Genomic DNA, 18,239 nt, shown 5'->3' on the forward strand with positions numbered 1-18,239 from the left:
TTGCTAGTCATCGTCATTCGGCCACCCGGAGCGCGGCGTCCTCGCTGACCTCGCGCAGGAACCGCTCCGAGACAGCCAGGACCCGGCGGGAGAATACGTGACTGACGTGGCCGCCGGCATACCAGTACAGCTGGCCGCCCCACTTCTGCTGCAGTGCCAGCGTCGGCTCCAGCATCGCCATCCGGTCGTGACGCGCGCCGATGATCAGCCGTCGGTGCGGCGGGGGCGCCGGGTCGGCCTGCAGCGGGTCGATCACCGTGGTCAGTTGGGCCACCACGTCGGACCGCAGCAGCGTGCGGTAGTCGCTGTGCGAGGCGCCCGACCTGCCGAGGTGGCGCGCGATCATCGTGTTCAGCCCGAGGATCGGCGTGTACAGCGCGACGGCGTGCACCTGCCGCTCCAGATGCGAGACCAGGGCGGCCACCGGGCTGCCCATCGAAACTCCCGCTACCACAACCGGGGTGCCCTGCCGCTGCGCCCAGCGGACCACAGCGCGGATCTCCGACACCGAACGCATCATGCCGGCGACGTTGCCCAGTGGATCCATGTCCGGGTAGGTCGGCCAGTACTTGCGCCGGCTGCCGTGGCCCGGCTGCACCGGCATCGCGACGTTGAATCCCAGGCCGTGATGGATCCGGTCGATCCGCGACATCAGCATGTCTTGCGCGCCGCCCTGACCGGCACCGTGGATCCAGATCAGCCAAGGCCGCGGACGGTCCCGGTGCCGGCACAGGTGCACCACCGCCCGCGACGGGCCGCCGAACCCTTCATCCAGCAGTGACTCGGGCAACTGCGGATCGTGCTCGAACGTCATGCGCTCGTAGGACAAGCCGCCGATGCGCCGCCGTCGGATGCCGTGCACCCGCAGCGGGGCGGGATCCGCGTACGCGCCGTCCAGACCGAGCGCCGACAACTCCTCGGCGGCCGCCACGCACGCCGCCGGCGACCGGACAGTCACCGGGCCACCACCGCCGAGTACCGAAAAGCCGGTCAGCACCAGCTCATCCAGCAGCACTTCACCGAATTGACGCACTCCGCACGGGCCTGGCCCGTCGGCCTGGGAACCGGCCCGCACCCCGGCCACGGTCCGCGGCAGCAGCATGCCCACCTCCCGGGTGACGCCCAGCCCGCGGGTAGCAAACGACACGATCGATCACCTACCTCAGCTTGAAACCGGTATAGCCGGTGGCGGCGATCTCGTCGCAGCGTCGCCGGTATTCGGGGATTCCGCCGGTATAGCCCATGTACATCCGTTTCTTGCCGGGTACGTTGCCACCGTTGTACCAAGAGTTGCAGGACGGATGGACCAGGACCGTCGCCGCCACCAGCGAGGTGGCGTGGTCGATCCATTCCCGTTGTGCGCTCTCGAGGGCTTCGATGGTGCGAATCCCGTTGCCGCGCAGATAAGCAACGCAGTCGGCTATCCATTCGACGTGTTGCTCGAGGGCGGCCACGTAGTTGGTCGCTGCGCTGGGGCTGCCGGGCCCCTGGATGGTGAACAGGTTCGGGAAGCCGGCGACCGCCAAACCCAGATACGACAACGGTCCCTCCTCGGCCCAATACCGGCCCAGGGACATCCCGTCGCGGCCGCGGATGTCGATGCGGCTCAACGCCCCGGTCATCGCGTCGAATCCGGTGGCGTAGACGATCACGTCGAGTTGGTACTCGTTGCGCTGGGTGCGGATGCCGGTTCGGGTGACCGTTCGGATCGGGTCGGCGCGCAGGTCGACCAGGGTGACGTTGTCCCGGTTGAACGTCTGGTAATAGCCCTGGTCGATGATCGGACGCTTGCAGGCGAACGGGTGCCGAGGTACCAGCGCGGCCGCCGTCGCCGGATCCTTGACAATTCGCGCGACCGCTTCGCCGTAGAGCTCCGCGGCCATCCGGTTGGCCTCGATATCGAAGAAGACGTCGCTCCAATTCAATGCTCCCAGAACGCCTTTCTCCTCGATTGCGCGTAGTTGCTCGTCCCGGGTCGCCGTCTTCAGCGCCGGGCTGGCCAGCATCTCCAACAGCACCGAGAACGCGCTCAGCCGGGCCGCGCCGATCGGGTGCTCGCGTTGCGCGGCGCGTATCTCGCCGTAGCGGGCCTTCATCGCGTCGAGTTCGCCCGGTTCGAACCGGTGCACCCGCCACGGCAGGGTGTAGGGGGCCGAACGCTGGAACACGACGAGCTGCTGAGCTTCCCGGGCCACCACCGGGATGAGCTGGACGCCGGTGGAGCCGGTCCCGATCACACCGACCCGCTTTCCGCTCAGCTCGAAACCCTCGCGTGGCCAGCGGCTGGTGTACAGCGATGTCCCGGCGAACGACTCCCGGCCGGGGATGTCGGGTTCCAGCGGCACCGACAGGATGCCGGAGGCGGCCACGACGAACGCGGCGGTGTAGGTCTGTCCGGCCTGCGTCCGCACCTGCCAAACCGCGGCGTCTTCGTCGAAGGTCATCGCGACCACCTGGGCGCCGAAGGTGATGTCGCGGCGCAGGTCCAGGCGGTCGGCGACGAAGTTCAGGTAGGCCTCGATCTCGGGCTGGGCCGGCATGGACTCGGTCCATACCCACTCCTGCTGAATATCTTCGGAGAAGCTGTAGGAGTATTCGATGCTCTCGATGTCGCAGCGCGCACCCGGGTAGCGGTTCACCAGCCAGGTGCCACCGACACTGTCGGCCATCTCCAGAACCAGGGTGCGCAGCCCGAGTTCGCGCAGCCGGTGCAGCATGTACAGGCCGGCGAATCCGGCCCCGATGACGAGTACGTCGAGAACGTCGCAGTCAGGATCCACCGAAAACCCGCACTGTGGTCCCGGCGGTGAGCCGGCGTATCGCCTCGAGTTCGTCCGCCGCTGCGGTCATGTCACTCCTCGCCCACACCGGACGGTCTGTCAGTTGCCGTCCAGCTGAAATCTATACTGTAATGGATTAAGTATCAGCCCACACGCGAAAGGTGCCGCCGTGAAGGTCCCTTTCACCTGGAAAGTCACCGGGTGGTTCATGGTCGGGTGGTCGCCCGAATTCCCGGTCGGCGAGGTGCGCCCGTTGCAGTACTTCGGCGAAGACCTGGTCGCTTACCGCGACGAGGCCGGCACGCTGCACGTGCTGGAAGCTCACTGCAAGCACCTCGGTGCCCACCTCGGTCACGGCGGCACGGTGATCGGCGACTGCGTGCAATGCCCGTTCCACGGGTGGCGCTGGGGGCCGGACGGCACCAACCGGTACATCCCCTACCAGCCGGACCGCCCCAACAAGGCGCTGACGCTGCGGGCATATCCCGTCCACGAACAGTACGACTGCGTATTCGTCTGGCACCACCCCGACGGTAAGGAACCGCAGTGGGAGATGCCCGACATCTTCACCAAGTTCCCGCAGTTCGAGACGGACCCGTCGGCCTACTACCGGGCCTACCCGGAGTTCTCCCGGCGCGCCGAACGCGAGCCGGTGCATCCGCAGATCGTGGCCGAAAACGCACCGGACAGCGCGCATTTCGAATACGTGCACCACGCGACCGTGACGCCGCGGGTGCTGGACTGGCGCATCGTCGACCACGAATGGCAGTTCACCGCCGGCTGGCCGGACGCACGCAGCGACGATCCCGACGATTTGGCGCTGGTGTTCCACAGCCACCTGTTCGGGCTCGGCGGCGCTATCAGCGTGTTCGAGGGCGCCCAGAACCACCGGCTGATCTTCACCTGCACGCCGGTCGACGACCAGTGTTCGGACCTGTTCTACTCGATCTGGTGGCCGCGGGTGCCGGGCGACGAGGCCCCGGTGCCCGAGGGCAAGCTACGCGAGCTGATCGAAAAGCAGTTCCTGTCAACCGTTTTCGACGACCTGCAGATCTGGCGCTACCAGAAGTACGTGGAGCGTCCGCCGCTGTCCAAGGTGGACGCGAAAGGCTATATGGCGCTGCGGAAATGGGCGACACAGTTCTACGATGTCCCGGCCGGCGTCGGGGCTCCGGCATGACGAGCCGGCTCGTCGGCCTCGTCGAGCCGGGGCGCACCGCGGTCGTCACCCAGGAATGCCAGGGCGCAGTGATGGGCGCCGACGCCGGGCTGGGGATGCTGGCCGCCGAGGCACGCCGGGTGGCGCTGCCCAATATCGTCCGGCTGCTTCCGGCGGCGCGGGCCGCCGGCGTGCACGTGGTGCACTGCCTGGTGCAGAAGCGGCCGGACGGGCTGGGATCCAACCACAACGCCAAGATCTTCGCCCTGGACCGTGGCGAAGTGGACATCACTCCCGGCACCCCCGGCGCGAAACTGTTGCCCGAATTAGGTCCGGAGCCAACGGATCTGGTGCTGGCCCGCTGGCACGGCGTCGGGCCGATGGGCGGCACCGACCTGGACGCGGTGCTGCGCAACCTCGGCGTGTCCACCGTCGTGGTGGTGGGCGTTTCGCTCAACATCGCGATCCCCAACTTCGTGATGGACGCCGTCAACGCCGCTTACCGGGTGGTGCTGCCCCGCGACGCGGTGGCCGGCATCCCCACCGAATACGGCGAAGCCATGATCGCCAACACCCTGTCGCTGCTGGCCACCATCACCACCACCGACGACCTGCTGCACACCTGGCAGGCGGCATGACCGAGACCGCATCGCCGAGCCGCGGCGGCTTTCCCGACCTCAGACCGGTCCAGGATGCGCCCCCGGAACTGAACCGCTACGTGGCCGCACTGCACCGGCTGCAGGATCTGACCGTCTCCACCCGCCCGGACCCCGCACTCTGGACCGCCGCCGCCGAACACCTCGAACAGGCGTGTGCGCTGCTGGACGGCCATCAGGTTGCGGAGGTCGAGGCCGTGGCCGGCCGGGTCCTCACCATCCCCGGTCTGGGACATCCGCTGCTGCCGCCGTGGACGGTCGCCGAGTCCGGCCGCGACGGGGTGACCATGGCCGGGCACTTCAGACAGGCCCACGTCGGCGGTAATCACGCCGTGCACGGGGGCATGATTCCGCTGCTCTACGACTGGCTGTTCGGCATGGTGGTCACCGCCGCCGAGATCCGCCCGACCCGCACCGCCTACCTGCATGTGGACTACCGCAAGATCACCCCGATCGACGAGCCACTGACCGCCCGCGGCAGGATCAGCGACGTCGACGGCCGGAAGGTTTTCATTGCGGCTACCATGACGTCGGCCGACGGAACGGTGCTGACCGAAGCCCGTGGGCTGATGGTCCGCTTGTTACCCCACCAGCCGTGAGAGAGATAATGACAGACAGCACAACGCAATTCACGGTACCGGAGGTCATGGCCGCCGTGGTGGCCGCAATACCCGACCGGGAGCTGGTCATCCACGGCGACCGGCGGTTCAGCTATGCGCAGATCTTCGAGCGATCCAACCGGCTGGCCAACTACCTGCATTCGCGCGGGCTGGGCTGCCACACCGAACGCTCCGACATCGCCGGGCACGAGACCGGACAGGACCTGCTCGGCATCTACGCCTACAACGGCAGCGAGTACGTCGAGACGCTGCTCGGCTGCTTCGCCGCCCGGGTGGCTCCGTTCAACGTCAACTTCCGCTATGTCAAGAACGAGTTGCAGTACCTGCTGGCCGACGCCGGTGCCACCGCGCTGGTGTACCACGCCACCTTCGCGCCGCGGGTCGCCGAGATCCTGCCCGACCTGCCCCAGCTGCGGGTCCTGATCCAGATCGCCGACGACTCCGGCAACGAATTGCTGGACGGCGCAGTCGATTATGAAGAGGCACTGGCATCGGCCAGCCCCGAGGTGCCGCCGGTGCAACACTCGCCCGACGACCTCTACGTCCTCTACACCGGCGGCACCACCGGGATGCCCAAGGGCGTGCTGTGGCGCCAGGCCGACATCTTCATGACCTCCTTCGGCGGCCGTGACCTGGTCACCGGTCAGCCGGTCGCCGCCGTGGAGGACGTGGTGGCGCGGGTGACCGCCGGCCCCGGCGCCAAGATGATGGTGCTGCCGCCGTTGATGCACGGCGCCGCGCAGTGGAGTGTGATGACGGCGATCACCACCGGCCAGTCGGTGGTGTTCCCGACGGTGGTCGACCGGATGGACGCCGACGACGTGGTCCGCACCATCGAGCGGGAAAAGGTCATGGTGGTCACCGTGGTCGGCGACGCGATCGCGCGGCCGCTGGTCGCCGCCATCGACAAGGGCATCGCCGATGTGTCGTCGCTGGCCGTGATCGCCAACGGCGGGGCGCTGCTGACGCCCTACGTCAAGCAGCGACTGATCGAGGTGCTGCCCAACGCCATCATCATCGACGGTGTCGGGTCGTCGGAGACCGGCGCGCAGATGCACCACATGTCCATGTCCGGGTCGGTGTCCACCGGCACCTTCAACGCCGGGCCGGACACCTTCGTGGCCGCCGAGGACCTGTCCTCGATCCTGGCGCCCGGTCACGAAGGTCTCGGCTGGCTGGCGCAGCGCGGCTACGTGCCGCTGGGTTACAAGGGCGATGCCACCAAGACCGCCGCGACCTTCCCGGTCATCGATGGGGTGCGCTACGCCATCCCCGGCGACCGGGCCCGGCACCGCGACGAGGGCAACATCGAACTGCTCGGCCGCGACTCGGTGACCATCAACTCCGGCGGCGAGAAGATCTTCGCCGAGGAGGTCGAGACCGCGATCGCCTCGCATCCCGCGGTGGCCGACGTGGTGGTCGCCGGACGGCCCAGTGAGCGCTGGGGCCAGGAGGTGGTGGCCGTCGTCGCGCTGGCCGAAGGCGCCAGCGCCGAGGCCGACGAGTTGATCGCGCACACCGCAAATTCGTTGGCGCGCTACAAACTTCCCAAGGCGATCGTGTTCCGCGACGTCATCCAGCGCAGCCCGTCGGGCAAGGCGGACTACCGCTGGGCCAAGGAGCAGGCCCTCAACCCGTGAGCCGGCCGGTCGGTCGCGCGACGCGGCGCCCGCTTAACCCGCTCACGCGCTTACCCGCTTAACCGCTTACGCCGCTTACCCGCTCACGCCGAGCGTCACGCTGGCGTGACGCTCGACCGTCCAGCGTTGCACTAGCGTGACGTTGAGCGGCCCGAAGGTTCGGCGATCGGCGTATCGGGGGCGGCGCGCATCTGCTGCAGGATCGAGATGACCGTTTCGGCGGGCAGTGCCGCTGGCAGTGCCGGCATCACCCGGTCCACCGCGCCCACGCAACGAGCACGCAGCGCGGCGGCCAGTTCGTCGACAGGTGCCACGACGGCGAAGGCGTCCAGCACGTCGTCGTCGATCAACTCGGCCATCGCATCCCATTCACCCTGCCGGGACAGCCGATGTAGCTCGGTGTGCAGGTCTGCCCAGCCGTGCAGGTCGAGCACCTTCAGGTACGCCGGCGTGGACCCGTAGAAGGCGATCTGCTTACGCACTCCGGCGGCCGCGGCGGCCATCTCGGCTTCGGTTCGACCCGTCACCACGAACACCGGACACGCCACCGCGACCTCACCGGGATCCCGTCCGGCGCGCGTGATTCCGCGCCGCAACGCCGGCAGCGTCACCTCGTCCAGATACCGGCGGGTGGTGAAGGCGTGGGCGATCAGACCGTCGGTGACCTCACCGCACAGCTGCGTCATCGCCTCGCCGACCGCGGAGACGAAAACCTTTGGCACCGAACAGGTCAGGCGTTCCGGGGTGAACATCGGCGTCATGATCTTGTGGGTGTAGAACTCCCCTTCGAAGCTTAACCGGGTCCCGTGCTGCCAGCAGTCCCAGATCGCCCGGACCGCCGCGATGAACTCGCGCATCCTGGCCACCGGCCGGCTCCACGGCATGCTGAACCGCTTCTCGATGTGCGGCTGGATCTGGGTGCCCAACCCCAGGATGAACCGGCCGCCGGAGTAGGACTGCAGGTCCCAGGCGACGTTGGCGACGATCATCGGGTTACGGGCGAAGGCCACCGCAATGCTGGTGCCTATCTCGATCGTGGCGGTGTGTTCGGCTGCGAGCAGCATGGGCAGGAACGGATCGTGGTTGATCTCTCCGGTCCATCCGCCGTCATAGCCACGACGCTGCAGCTCGGCCGCGACCGCGGGCACGCGCGCCAGTTCCATGGGGATGCCCCCATCGATTTTGATCGCGGCGCCGGACTGGTCATTCATCGCTACGCCAGCACTCCGCTCATGCGGGTGGACGTTACTGTAATTGATTCGATAGGTTCAACCGGATGAGTGGGTTAGCTGAAGCGCTGCTGGGCGGCTGGCTGCTGGAATCGTTCGTGTCCCGTCATGACGGCACCGACGAGGTCCGGCACCCGTTCGGGGACAACCCGTCCGGGTTGATCCTCTACACCGCCGACGGCCACATGTCGGCCCAGTTGACGCCCGGCGGCGACGGCGAATTCGTCTCCTACGGCGGCAGGTTCGACGTCGACGAAGCCGCGGCGACGGTGTGCCACCACGTGGTCATCTCGACACTGCCGGAGTTGTTGCGCCAGCCGCAGATTCGGCACGCCAAGATCGACGGGGACCGGTTGACCCTGTCGGTGACCCAAACCTCCGCGAAAGGCCGCGTCGTACACAGCACCCTGGTCTGGCGCCGCGACACCGGTTAGCGCAGCACCCGCACCGGTACGTTGCTCCACCCGGCCACGTTCTGCATGTTCACCCGCTTGCAGCCGTCCCAGTCGACCTCGTAGTGCGGCATGAAATCCAGCATTCGCTCGAGCGCGATCACGCTCTCCAACCGGGCCAGGGCGGCGCCCAGGCAGCTGTGAATCCCGTAGCCGAGCCCCAGGTTCTGCGCCTCGGTGCGGTCCCGGTCCAGCTCGAAGGTGTCCGCGTCGGTCCAGGCTTGCGGATCCCGATTCGCCGAGGCGCCCACCAGGAACACCGGTTTGCCGGCCGGAATCGTCACCCCGTGCAACGTGACCTCGCGCATCGAACGGCGCACGTTGTACTGCGATGGCGCCTCATAACGCAACAGTTCCTCGACCGCCAGCGGCACCTTGCTGCGGTCGTCCAGCAGTTTCTGCCACTGGCCCGGGTTTCGTGCGAACACCACTGCCGCATTGCCCAGCAACTTGGTCACGGTCTCGGCGCCCGCACCACCCAACAATGTTGCGAATTCCGTGATCTCGAGATTGTTCAGCGGCACCAGTTGGCCGTCGTCGCGCTCGATCTCGGACTCGATCAGCTTGCTCAGCAGGTCGTCGCCCAGGTCCTCACGACGTGCCTTGATCAGCCGGTAGTAATAGATGGACATGTCGATGGCCGATTTGATGCCGCCCTCGCTGGCCTCGACCTGGCCGGGTTCGCGGTGCAACAGGTCGTCGATCCAGATCCGGATCTGTTGGCGATCCGGTTCGGGTACGCCCTGCAATGTGGTCATCACATCGACCGGGAACAGCGCGGAGAAGTCCTGGACGAAGTCGAAGCCGTCCGGGTTCAGCGCGGCGAGGTGCTTGTCGACGGACTCGGTCACCAGTGGCCGGAACGCCTGAATGGCGCGCGGGGTGAACACCTTGTTGAGCAGGCCCCGCATGCGCCGGTGCGCCGGCGGATCCATTGCGATGATCGACCCGTGCTCGGCGACCTGACCGGTGCGCACCTGGGCGAGGTCCACGCCGTAGGCCGACGAGAAGGTCTGGTGATCCTTGAACGCCGCCGCGACGTCTTCGTGGCGCGTCAGTGCGTAGAAGTCGTATTCCGCGCTGTAGTAGACGGGCGCTTCCGCCCGCATCCGGCGGTAGGTCTGGTAGGGGTCGGTGAAAAACTCCTCAGAGAACGGGTCGAACACCACCGTGGCTGTGGTCATGAAATCGCCCTTCTAGCAATGACTTTCGCTCTGCGGACCCGAATCCGATCCGGCGCGGGCCGATACACACCGGCGACTTCCACCAACCTGCCCACGGGGCGCGACCCCTCCCTGCTGACGGCACCTTCGGAACGCTCAACGGTAATGGTTACAGTAGTATAGACAAGTCTGTCCGTACAGCATGCACCGAACCTCGACCGGAAGGCGTTGCTCCGTGAATGATGTGGCCATCGTCGGCGTGGGTCTGCACCCCTTCGGCCGGTTCGACGGGAAGTCCGCAATGCAGATGGGTGTCGAGGCCATCGTCGCCGCCGTCGCGGACGCCGGCGTGCAGTGGAGCGACATCCAGGCGGCCACCGGAGGCAGTTGGACGGTGGCCAACCCGGACGCCATCGTGGGGATGGTCGGGCTGTCCGGCATACCGTTCACCAACGTCTTCAACGCCTGCGCCACCGCGGCCAGTGCCGCCAAGGCCTGTGCCGACGGGATCAGGTTGGGCGACTACGACATCGGCATCGCCGTCGGTCTGGACAAGCACCCCCGCGGCGCGTTCACCGAGGATCCCGCGCTGGTCGGGATGCCTCGCTGGTACGCCGAGAACGGTCAGTACCTCACCACCCAGTTCTTCGGTATGAAAGCCAACCGGTACCTACACGACCACGGCATCTCTCAGCGCACCCTGGCGCGCGTGGCCGCCAAGAACTTCCGCAACGGCGCGCTCAACCCGAATGCGTTTCGGCGCAAGCCGATCTCCGAGGAGGACATCCTCAACTCGACGATGCTGAACTACCCACTCACCCAGTACATGTTCTGCGCGCCGGACGAGGGCGCGGCCGCGGTGGTGATGTGCCGCGCCGAAATGGCACACCGCTACACCGACAAGCCGGTCTACCTCAAGGCTGTCGAGGTCCGCACCCGCAGGTACGGCGCCTACGAGGTCAACACCACCTTCGCCCCGGTCGAAGAGGACGTGGCGCCCACGGTGTACGCCGCCCGTGCCGCATTCGAGAAGGCCGGCGTCGGCCCCGACGAGGTCGACGTGATCCAGTTGCAGGACACCGACGCCGGCGCCGAAATCATCCATCTGGCCGAGTGCGGTTTCTGCGCACACGGCGACCAGGAGAAGCTGCTGGCCGAGGGCGCCACCGAGATCGGCGGGCCGATGCCGGTCAACACCGACGGTGGTCTGATCGCCAACGGCGAGCCGATCGGGGCCTCAGGGCTGCGCCAGATCCACGAGGTCGTCCGACAGCTGCGCGGCCAGGCCGGCGACCGCCAGGTACCCGGTGCGCCCAGAGTCGGTTTCACCCAGTTGTACGGTGCGCCCGGCACGGCGGCGGCGTGCGTGCTCACCACCTGAGCCTCGACCAGACCGGCGGCCGTCCGCCGCGCTATCGCATATTCTCCACGGCGCGGCGCGAGAACCCGAATCGGGCAGCCCTACAGCCCATTCGCCGCGGCCACCGCCACGCAGATCGAGGCCGGAACCACCAGTGCGTATCCACCGACCAGGTGCCCGCGACGATCCCCGTCACCGCGCCCGCGAGGAACAGCAGCGCGCGGGCACGTACGCCGCCCCGGCGTTGCACGGTTGACCGACTGGCGCGGGTCAGGAAACCTTCTGCACCGGCGGCGAGTAGTTCGGCTTGCCGAGTCCGAGCACATGCTGGGCGATCATGTTGCGGAACACTTCCAGTGTGCCGCCGTAGATCCCGGCCAGCGGGGCGAATCGGTAGAGATACTCCGATGTTCCGTTATCCGCTGCACCTTCGGTCTCGATCGGCAGCACCGATGCCGGCCCGGCGATGTCCATCAGGTCGGGCCCGATGTCGCGCATCGTCTGTGCCTGCGCGACCCGACCGAAGATGCTCGGAGTCGACAATGCCGCCTCCAACCGGGCTGTGCTGCGGCCCAGCCGGTAGGCGACCGATCCGTCGTCGATGCGCCGCGACCCGTCCGGTCCGCGGCGGCCCACCGAGGCCGCGACGGCATCCACGGCCGCCGACATGAACCCGGTCTGGTGCTGCATGATCGCGACATCCTGCAGGCCGTCCGACGCGGCGGCGACCGCGCCGTGTTCGGCGTCCAACGGCCCGCGCAGCACGGTCCAACCGCCGTTGACCTCGCCCAGCAGGTACTTGTCGTCGACCCGGACGTCACTGTAATAGACGATGTTGGTCCGGTCGCCGTCGACGGTGCGGATGCCCTGGATCTCGATGCCCGGCAGATCCAGCGGAACCAGAAACATGGTGAGGCTCTTGTGTTTCCGCGCGCTCGGGTCGGTGTTGGTGATCAGGAAGACGTACTGGCAGTTGTGCGCGCCGGTGGTGAACATCTTGGCGCCATTGACGATCCAGCTCGATCCATCCGCCTCCCGGACAGCCCGGGTCTTGCAGGTCGCCACGTCGGAACCACCCTCGGGTTCGGTGTAGCCCAGGCACATCCGGACTTCGCCGGTGAAGACTTTGGGCATCACTTCCTCGACGAGCTCGGGTTTGCCGAACGCGGCCACGGCGCGCGCCACCATCGCGGTGGTGCCCCAGGTGACCCAGGGTGTGTGCACCCGGCGCTTCTCCAGTTCCCAGATTCGCCGTCGTACCCGGGTGAACCCGCCGTCGGCCAACGGCTTCCACTCTTTCTCCAGGTATCCGGCGGCGCCCATCGCCAGGTGGACGGCCTCGTCGAAGTTGTCGCCGGTCTCGCGGTCGCGGCGACGCACCTCGTCGGTGACGTGTTCGGCGAGAAAGGCGCGGACTTCGGCCAGGAAAGCCTGATCTTCTTCGTCAAGCTCGACGCGGGTGAAATCCATTGCCTTATGCGCTTTCCCGCTCGGCGACGAGTTGTCCGACCTGTTTGGCGGTGAGGCCCGGATCACCACCGGCCAGCGCCCAGCCACGGGCCCGCACCAGATACGCCGTCGCGGCAGCCTCCACGGAAACTCCGAGTCCACCCTGGATATGCACCGCCATGGTTGCCGCTTTGGGCGCCTCCTCGGCCATGAAGACGAAGGCGCAGCCGGGCAGTTCGGGTCGCTCGTCGGGTTCGTTGTCCAGGAACCAGGCGGCCCGCCGGGCCAGGTTGCGTCCGCCCTGCACGGTGATGGCCATGTTGGCCAGCGGATGCGAGATCGCCTGCAGTGTCGAGATCGGGACGCCCAGGGTGTAGCGGGTCTTGGCGAATTCGGCGGCGATGGTCATGGTCTGCTCGACCAGTCCGGCCAGCGCGGCCGCGGTCAGCACCCGCCATTCGTCGAAGGCCCGACGGTAGGCGGCAAGCGCCTCCGGACCCGAACCCAGCACCGTCCGTGAATCCGCCGCCGCGGGGTCCACCCAGGCCATCGGCAGCTGCCCGAGATTGGGCACCCGCGCCGGTCTGGTGGCAAACGTCAGGAGCACCACCTCGTCGCCGTCGGCGACCACCAGGGCGTCGGCGATCGCCGCCGAGGCGACAAGCCTTGACCCGGTGGTCGATTCCGGCGCGACGTCGAGTCCCAGGATGCGGCTGCCCTTGACCACGTCGGCAAGATCGGCCTCGGCGACGCCGAGCCGTTCGGCCAGCCGCGCCGCGCAGACGTGCTCGATCCACGGCACCGGGGCCAGCGCCCGACCCAATTCCTCGGCCACCAGTGCGAGATCCACCAGCGTCGCGCCGTCGCCGCCCGAGTCCTCCCCCACCGCCATCGACGTCGCGCCGGTCGCGCACAATCGCTCCCACAAGCTCTTGTCGAACCCGGTTTCCTGTGCTGCCCAGACGGTTTCGATCGGGCAGTGGGTTTCCAGCAGCTGCCGATAGGCGGACTGAAGAGCCTTGTGGTCGTCGGTCAGGCTGTAGTCGACTCGGCGTAATTCGTAGCGATCCATCAGGGCTCCTGATCCTCGTCCGCGTTGAAGAAGAATGTGTCGGCATTGTTGTACAGGTAGTTGTCCAGGACTTCCGCGGGCAGGTCCAGGGCGTTGGCCTCCGGCACCACCCGGTGCTGGCGCAGCACCGGCCAGTCCGAGGCGAAGATCACCTTCTCGGCACCGCGGCTGCGCATGTAGTGAATCAGGCTGTCCGGCAACCGCTTCGGTGACCACGCTGAGGTCATCAGCCGCAGGTTGCGGTACTTGATCAGCATCCGGATCGCGATCTCCCACCACGGGTCTGCACCGTGAATCATGCACAACTTGAGTTCCGGGAAACGCACGCACACCCGGTCCAGATGGATCGGGTTCTGTACCTCGCCGGGGATCGGTGGGCCCGGGATGCCGGTGTTGACGCAGAGCGGCAGCCCGATCTCGGCGCATTTGGCATACAGCGGGTAGTAGACGGCGTCACTCGGCGGGTATTGCCCGTCTGCCCAGAAGCTGGGCCCCACAACGGTATAGGCGACCGGAAGGTCGGCCACCGTGGCGGCCAACTCGCGCAGCGACGCCACCGGGCGCAACAGGTTGACGCCCCCCATGGCGAGCGCGAAGCGGTCCGGGCGGGCTTCGACGAACTTGCGGGCGGTGACCGAAGGCTTGGCCAGGTTGTCCATCAGGATGGCCTTGCGCACCCCGTGCTGGTCCATCTCGTCGAGCAACTCAGGAAGCTCCACCGGGTCGAACATCGACTTGGGGCCCTTGAAGTAGTCGTCGCGGACTCTCTTCATGAATTCCGGTTGGGTCTCGGTCTCGCCGAAGTGGACGTTGACCAGGCAGTCGATGACTCGGCGGGGTCCGGACGGCGTCATCGGTGCATCCTTGCCGTGTCCGTGGCCTGTCGTCGGGCCCAGCGGTAGTCGGCCTTGCCGTTGCCCAGCCGGCGCACCTTGTCCACCACGATGAAGGCTTTCGGCGTCTTGAATCGCGCCAGCTCGGCGTTGCAGTGCTCCCGCAGCTCTTCCTCGGGCGCCTCGGCCCCGTCGCGTAACTCGACGAGCGCCACCACCTCCTGCCCCCAGCGTTCGCTGTCGCGGCCGATGACCAACGCGTCGGCGATGGCGGGATGGGCGCGCAGCACCTCTTCGACCTCCTCGACGAACACCTTCTCGCCACCGGTGTTGACCACCAGGGAATCGCGGCCGAACAGCCGCAACGTGCCGTCGGCGTCGACGGCGGCCCGGTCACCGGAGATCACCACCCGCTGTCCCTGCACCACCGGGAACGTCTTTGCGGTCGCGGCCTCGTCCTCGAAGTAGCCCAACGGGATTCGGCCGGTGCGGGCCACCCACCCGACGTGTGGTTCGCCCGGCCGCAGGAAGCGGGCGTAGTCCTCCGACAGCACCAGGCCGCCGGGCCGGATGGTGAAGGTGTCGGCCTGGGTGTCCTGCTTGCTGTGCCCGAATCCCATGTTTCCGGTCTCCGAAGATCCGTAGCCGTTGATCACGGTGATGTGCGGCAGGTACTTCAGCAGCGCCCGTTGGTGTTTGACGTTGGTGGCCGCTCCGCCGGTGCCGATGGCGAACAGACTGGACAGGTCGTAGCGGCGCCGGCCGAGTTCCTCGACGATCGGCGCGGCGTATGCGTCACCGACCATCGTCATCAGGCCCACTTTCTCGCGTTCGGCGATCTGCAGCACCGCGGCCGGGTCGAACTTCTGGCGGGTGTCGTAGAGCACGACGGTCTGCCCGTTCAGGATCGCCGAGAAGGCGGTCCACATGCCGGCCGCATGCATCAGTGGGGACACCGCGAACCAGGGCGCCCCGGCGTGTTGCACGCGCTGGTGGATTTCGGCGGCTTCCGCGTGGTCGGCACCGTTCATCGAGGACACATAGATGTCGGCCTGGCGCCACAGCACCCCCTTGGGGCGTCCGGGTCGTGCCGCCGGTGCAGATCATCAGCAGATCATCCGGCTGCGGCGTCGTTGGGTGGTCGGAATCACCTTGTGCCAGTGCATCTTCGAGTGGCACAGCACCGGACAGCTCGGGCAGCTCGCTGCCGTCGTCGATCGAGATCAGCAGTTCGGTGCCTGCCCAGGACAGCGCGGGCAGGACGTCGGCGAACTTGGCGCCCAGCGCGCGGTGATAGATGACGCCGCGCGGCTTGACGTAGGCCAGCAGGTCGGCAACCTCGCGCGGGGTGTAGTAGTGATTCACGTTGACCGGAACCACCCGCGCCTTGAGGCACGCGATCACCATTTCTGGATACAGGTCGTTGTGCATGATCAGCGCGACCCGGTCCTGACCACACTCCCAGTTGCCCAGCTGGTCACGCTCGGTGTGCACGCCGAATCCGTTGGCCGCCAGGTAATTGGCCAGCCGGCGGGTCCGGTCCGCGGATTGCGCGAAGGTACTGCGGCGACTGCCACAGATCGTCATCAGCCGATCGGGCACTGCGTCGGCGACCGCGTCGAGGACCGCCCCGATCGTCCATTCGCCCATCGGCTACGCCGACACCGGCACGTTCGCACCGAGCAGGTCAAGTGCGTTGTCGCGCATGACTTTACGGGTATCCTCGGCGCTGAACTCGGGGAACTGCGGTATGTCGGCGGTGAACGCCATCGGGTCGGCCAGTCCCTCCCCGTGCGGCCAGTCCGAGCCGAACAAGATCTTGTCCACCCCGATCGTCTCGGCGAGCAGCTTCACGTCGTCCTCGTAATACGGTGCGATCCAGACGTTGTTACGCAGCTGCGCGACCGGGTCCTCCTTGAAGTGATAGGGCGCGGTGTTGGCGGCCTTCTTGAGACGCTTGATCAACCGGTAGACGAAGTAAGAGCCGTTCTCGATGCTGGCGACCTTCAGCTTGGGATGCCGGGTGAAGACCTGATGCACGATCATCGACGCCATGGTGTCGTGGATCGCACGGTCGTCGAGCAGCACCTGGTCCAACGGATCCTTTTTGCCGAATCCTTCGAAAGTCGCCTTGCCACCCCACAGCGCGTTGATCGCCAGGTAGCCGCTGTCGCTCAGGTGAAAGCCCACCGGCACACCGGCTTCGGCCAGCCGCGCCCATACCGGGTCATGCAATGGGTCGCCCAATGAACGCGGTTTGACCACCCCGGGTACCGGCGCGGGACGCACCAGCACCATTTTCGCTCCCCTACCGAGCACGAATTCCACTTCCCCGACCGCCATTTCGGGATCGGCCAGCGAGATGATGGGCGCCGAGATGATCCGGTGGTCGGGACGGTCGAAGCCCCAGTCGTCGTCGAGCCACTCGTTGAAGGCGTGCACCGACGCCATCGTCGCGGGAATGTCGTGCTTGAGGGCCTCCTCCACGCCGCAGGCGAAGGTCGGCAGCATGAACACGGTCTCGAGGTTCTGGGTGTCCATCACCTTCACCCGGGCGTCCCGGTTCTGGTATTCGGGATGATTCTCCAGCCGGTCCACCTTCATCAGCGAGGCGGGGTCGACGCCTTCGGGGATCTCGCCGCGGAACAACAGATCCAGGCAGCCCGGCTCGATGATCGGGTCGAAGGTGGGGTTCGGGATGAACTGGTTGATCCGCTCACCGATCACCGCCCAGGTGCGCTTGCCGTCCCGCAGCATCTGCACACCGCGGCGCTTGAACTCCTTGGGCAGGTACCGGGTGAACGAGTCGATCGGTTCGTAGTAGTGGTTGTCGACGTCAATCGCTCGGTAGTCCAACGTGGTCATCGTGGACGTCCTCTCAGTCTGCAATCTCTAATCTTCGGGGCTGTGATCTTCGGGGCTGTCGTCTATCTTCGGGGCGGTCAGAGATGGAAAGTTCGGCGCACGCTTCTGGAAGAACGCGGTGATGCCCTCGATGAAATCGCTGCGGGTCATCGATTCGTGCATCAGCTGCTCGGCCTTCTCGCTGGTCTGCACGATCGGCAGCTCGGCGTCGGCGTAGAGCTGCTGTTTCATCACCGCCAGCGAGCTGGGCGCGCAGTTGCGGGCGATGTCCTCGGCGTAGGACAGGGCGCGACCCAGCAACTGCTCACCCGGCACCACTTCTTTGACCAGACCCAGCTCGAGCGCCTCCTCGGCCAGGAAGGTGCGCCCGGACAGCAGCAGGTCGATGGCCGCGCCCCAGCCGACCAATCGTGGCAGGATCCACGAGATCCCGTACTCGGCGACCAGTCCCCGGCGCGCGAACGACGTGGTGAACTTCGCCCCGGCAGCGGCAAAGCGGACATCTGACATCAGCGCCAGCGACAGTCCGATGCCGGCGACCGAGCCGTTGATCGCGGTGATCACCGGCTTGCGCAGCTGAGTCAGGAAATACGGATGCTTTTCGGCGACCAGGGAACGGACATCCGTCTTGCCGGCCGACTCGATGGTGGTCGACGAGATCGAATCCAGGTCCCCCATGTCCGCACCGACGCAGAACGCACCGCCGCTGCCGGTCAGCAGGATGACCCGGACGTTGCTGTCCGCCTCGGCCGTTTCGACATAGCGGAAGAACCGATCCGTCATCCCCCCACCCCAGGCATTGCGGCGCTCGGGACGGTTGAGGGTGATCACCGCGACGCCGGATTCGGAGACTTCGTAGAGCACCGGCTCGCTGGACGCGATCGGCCGCTCGGCGACCGCGCTGCCGTCGGTGGTCATCGGGGCTGTCCCTTCGTCATGCGGCAACCGTCGGGGGATGACC

At 66.9% G+C, this 18,239-nt stretch carries 15 protein-coding genes and 1 pseudogene; 6 read left to right on the forward strand and 10 right to left on the reverse strand.

The annotated features are described in order from the left end of the window. Positions 1-13: 13 nt before the first annotated feature. On the reverse strand, positions 14-1,147 hold the full coding sequence (locus L6444_RS20020) for a PHB depolymerase family esterase (protein ID WP_370652920.1): 1,134 nt from the start codon (positions 1,145-1,147) through the stop codon (positions 14-16). A gap of 10 nt (positions 1,148-1,157) precedes the next feature. Continuing rightward, positions 1,158-2,780 (reverse strand): flavin-containing monooxygenase, encoded by a 1,623-nt coding sequence (locus L6444_RS20025; RefSeq protein WP_255730771.1) that lies wholly within the window; start codon positions 2,778-2,780, stop codon positions 1,158-1,160. A 169-nt stretch (positions 2,781-2,949) separates the two neighbouring features. On the opposite strand from L6444_RS20025, the gene L6444_RS20030 reads away from it, so the two are divergent. The 4 genes from L6444_RS20030 to L6444_RS20045 are packed head-to-tail and all read left to right on the forward strand — an operon-like array spanning position 2,950 to position 6,855. After that, the gene (locus tag L6444_RS20030; RefSeq protein ID WP_236976767.1) at positions 2,950-3,960 is read left to right on the forward strand and encodes a Rieske 2Fe-2S domain-containing protein; all 1,011 of its coding nucleotides are present in this window, start codon (positions 2,950-2,952) and stop codon (positions 3,958-3,960) included. Further along, complete coding sequence (locus L6444_RS20035; RefSeq protein ID WP_236976769.1) at positions 3,957-4,577, forward strand: cysteine hydrolase family protein; 621 nt, start codon at positions 3,957-3,959, stop codon at positions 4,575-4,577. Before L6444_RS20030 ends, L6444_RS20035 begins: the two co-directional genes overlap by 4 nt. Continuing rightward, positions 4,574-5,194 (forward strand): PaaI family thioesterase, encoded by a 621-nt coding sequence (locus tag L6444_RS20040; protein WP_236976770.1) that lies wholly within the window; start codon positions 4,574-4,576, stop codon positions 5,192-5,194. The genes L6444_RS20035 and L6444_RS20040 overlap by 4 nt, the downstream gene beginning before the upstream one ends. Before the next feature lie 8 nt (positions 5,195-5,202). Beyond that, positions 5,203-6,855, forward strand: coding sequence for an acyl-CoA synthetase (locus tag L6444_RS20045; protein WP_236976771.1), 1,653 nt, complete (start codon positions 5,203-5,205; stop codon positions 6,853-6,855). 131 nt (positions 6,856-6,986) lie between these two features. On the opposite strand, the gene L6444_RS20050 is transcribed toward L6444_RS20045, so the two are convergent. Beyond that, entirely contained in the window at positions 6,987-8,066 is a 1,080-nt protein-coding gene (locus tag L6444_RS20050; RefSeq protein ID WP_236976772.1) for an LLM class F420-dependent oxidoreductase, read from the reverse strand. A gap of 65 nt (positions 8,067-8,131) precedes the next feature. On the opposite strand from L6444_RS20050, the gene L6444_RS20055 reads away from it, so the two are divergent. After that, positions 8,132-8,518: a lipocalin-like domain-containing protein gene (locus tag L6444_RS20055; protein WP_236976773.1), complete on the forward strand. Its 387-nt coding sequence runs from the start codon at positions 8,132-8,134 to the stop codon at positions 8,516-8,518. Here the strand turns inward: L6444_RS20055 and L6444_RS20060 are convergent. Continuing rightward, entirely contained in the window at positions 8,515-9,720 is a 1,206-nt protein-coding gene (locus L6444_RS20060; protein ID WP_236976774.1) for a cytochrome P450, read from the reverse strand. The two genes, L6444_RS20055 and L6444_RS20060, sit on opposite strands and share 4 nt — an antisense overlap. A 214-nt stretch (positions 9,721-9,934) precedes the next feature. Between L6444_RS20060 and L6444_RS20065 the strand changes: the two genes are divergently transcribed. Then, the gene (locus L6444_RS20065) at positions 9,935-11,080 is read left to right on the forward strand and encodes a thiolase family protein (protein WP_236976775.1); all 1,146 of its coding nucleotides are present in this window, start codon (positions 9,935-9,937) and stop codon (positions 11,078-11,080) included. A gap of 249 nt (positions 11,081-11,329) precedes the next feature. Here L6444_RS20065 and L6444_RS20070 read toward each other — a convergent pair whose 3' ends face one another. The 6 genes and pseudogenes from L6444_RS20070 to L6444_RS20095 all read right to left on the reverse strand — a co-directional run bounded on the left by L6444_RS20070 (position 11,330) and on the right by L6444_RS20095 (position 18,196). Continuing rightward, positions 11,330-12,529 (reverse strand): acyl-CoA dehydrogenase family protein, encoded by a 1,200-nt coding sequence (locus tag L6444_RS20070; RefSeq protein WP_236976777.1) that lies wholly within the window; start codon positions 12,527-12,529, stop codon positions 11,330-11,332. 4 nt (positions 12,530-12,533) lie between these two features. Beyond that, positions 12,534-13,580, reverse strand: a complete 1,047-nt coding sequence (locus L6444_RS20075) for an acyl-CoA dehydrogenase family protein (protein ID WP_236976779.1) — start codon at positions 13,578-13,580, stop codon at positions 12,534-12,536. Continuing rightward, positions 13,580-14,434, reverse strand: coding sequence for an amidohydrolase family protein (locus L6444_RS20080; protein WP_236976781.1), 855 nt, complete (start codon positions 14,432-14,434; stop codon positions 13,580-13,582). The genes L6444_RS20075 and L6444_RS20080 overlap by 1 nt, the downstream gene beginning before the upstream one ends. Continuing rightward, positions 14,431-16,063 (reverse strand): annotated as a pseudogene (locus L6444_RS20085) (acyl-CoA synthetase). Before L6444_RS20085 ends, L6444_RS20080 begins: the two are co-directional and overlap by 4 nt. Before the next feature lie 3 nt (positions 16,064-16,066). Next, entirely contained in the window at positions 16,067-17,278 is a 1,212-nt protein-coding gene (locus tag L6444_RS20090; protein WP_236976782.1) for an amidohydrolase family protein, read from the reverse strand. A 27-nt stretch (positions 17,279-17,305) separates the two neighbouring features. Beyond that, positions 17,306-18,196 carry an enoyl-CoA hydratase gene (locus L6444_RS20095; RefSeq protein ID WP_236976783.1) on the reverse strand — a complete coding sequence of 297 codons (891 nt, stop codon included), beginning with the start codon at positions 18,194-18,196 and terminating at the stop codon, positions 17,306-17,308. Positions 18,197-18,239: the final 43 nt, after the last annotated feature.

This window comes from Mycobacterium kiyosense (genome assembly GCA_021654635.1).
GTDB classification, from domain to species: Bacteria; Actinomycetota; Actinomycetes; order Mycobacteriales; family Mycobacteriaceae; genus Mycobacterium; species Mycobacterium kiyosense.

Excerpts from the sequence above, each read along its gene's own strand:
- L6444_RS20055 (WP_236976773.1), top strand. The coding sequence starts at position 8,132 with ATGAGTGGGTTAGCTGAAGCGCTGCTGGGCGGCTGGCTGCTGGAATCG.
- L6444_RS20080 (WP_236976781.1), bottom strand. The coding sequence starts at position 14,434 with ATGACGCCGTCCGGACCCCGCCGAGTCATCGACTGCCTGGTCAACGTC.
- L6444_RS20040 (WP_236976770.1), top strand. The coding sequence starts at position 4,574 with ATGACCGAGACCGCATCGCCGAGCCGCGGCGGCTTTCCCGACCTCAGA.
- L6444_RS20060 (WP_236976774.1), bottom strand. The coding sequence starts at position 9,720 with ATGACCACAGCCACGGTGGTGTTCGACCCGTTCTCTGAGGAGTTTTTC.
- L6444_RS20070 (WP_236976777.1), bottom strand. The coding sequence starts at position 12,529 with ATGGATTTCACCCGCGTCGAGCTTGACGAAGAAGATCAGGCTTTCCTG.
- L6444_RS20090 (WP_236976782.1), bottom strand. The coding sequence starts at position 17,278 with ATGACCACGTTGGACTACCGAGCGATTGACGTCGACAACCACTACTAC.
- L6444_RS20050 (WP_236976772.1), bottom strand. The coding sequence starts at position 8,066 with ATGAATGACCAGTCCGGCGCCGCGATCAAAATCGATGGGGGCATCCCC.
- L6444_RS20075 (WP_236976779.1), bottom strand. The coding sequence starts at position 13,580 with ATGGATCGCTACGAATTACGCCGAGTCGACTACAGCCTGACCGACGAC.
- L6444_RS20035 (WP_236976769.1), top strand. The coding sequence starts at position 3,957 with ATGACGAGCCGGCTCGTCGGCCTCGTCGAGCCGGGGCGCACCGCGGTC.
- L6444_RS20095 (WP_236976783.1), bottom strand. The coding sequence starts at position 18,196 with ATGACCACCGACGGCAGCGCGGTCGCCGAGCGGCCGATCGCGTCCAGC.
- L6444_RS20045 (WP_236976771.1), top strand. The coding sequence starts at position 5,203 with ATGACAGACAGCACAACGCAATTCACGGTACCGGAGGTCATGGCCGCC.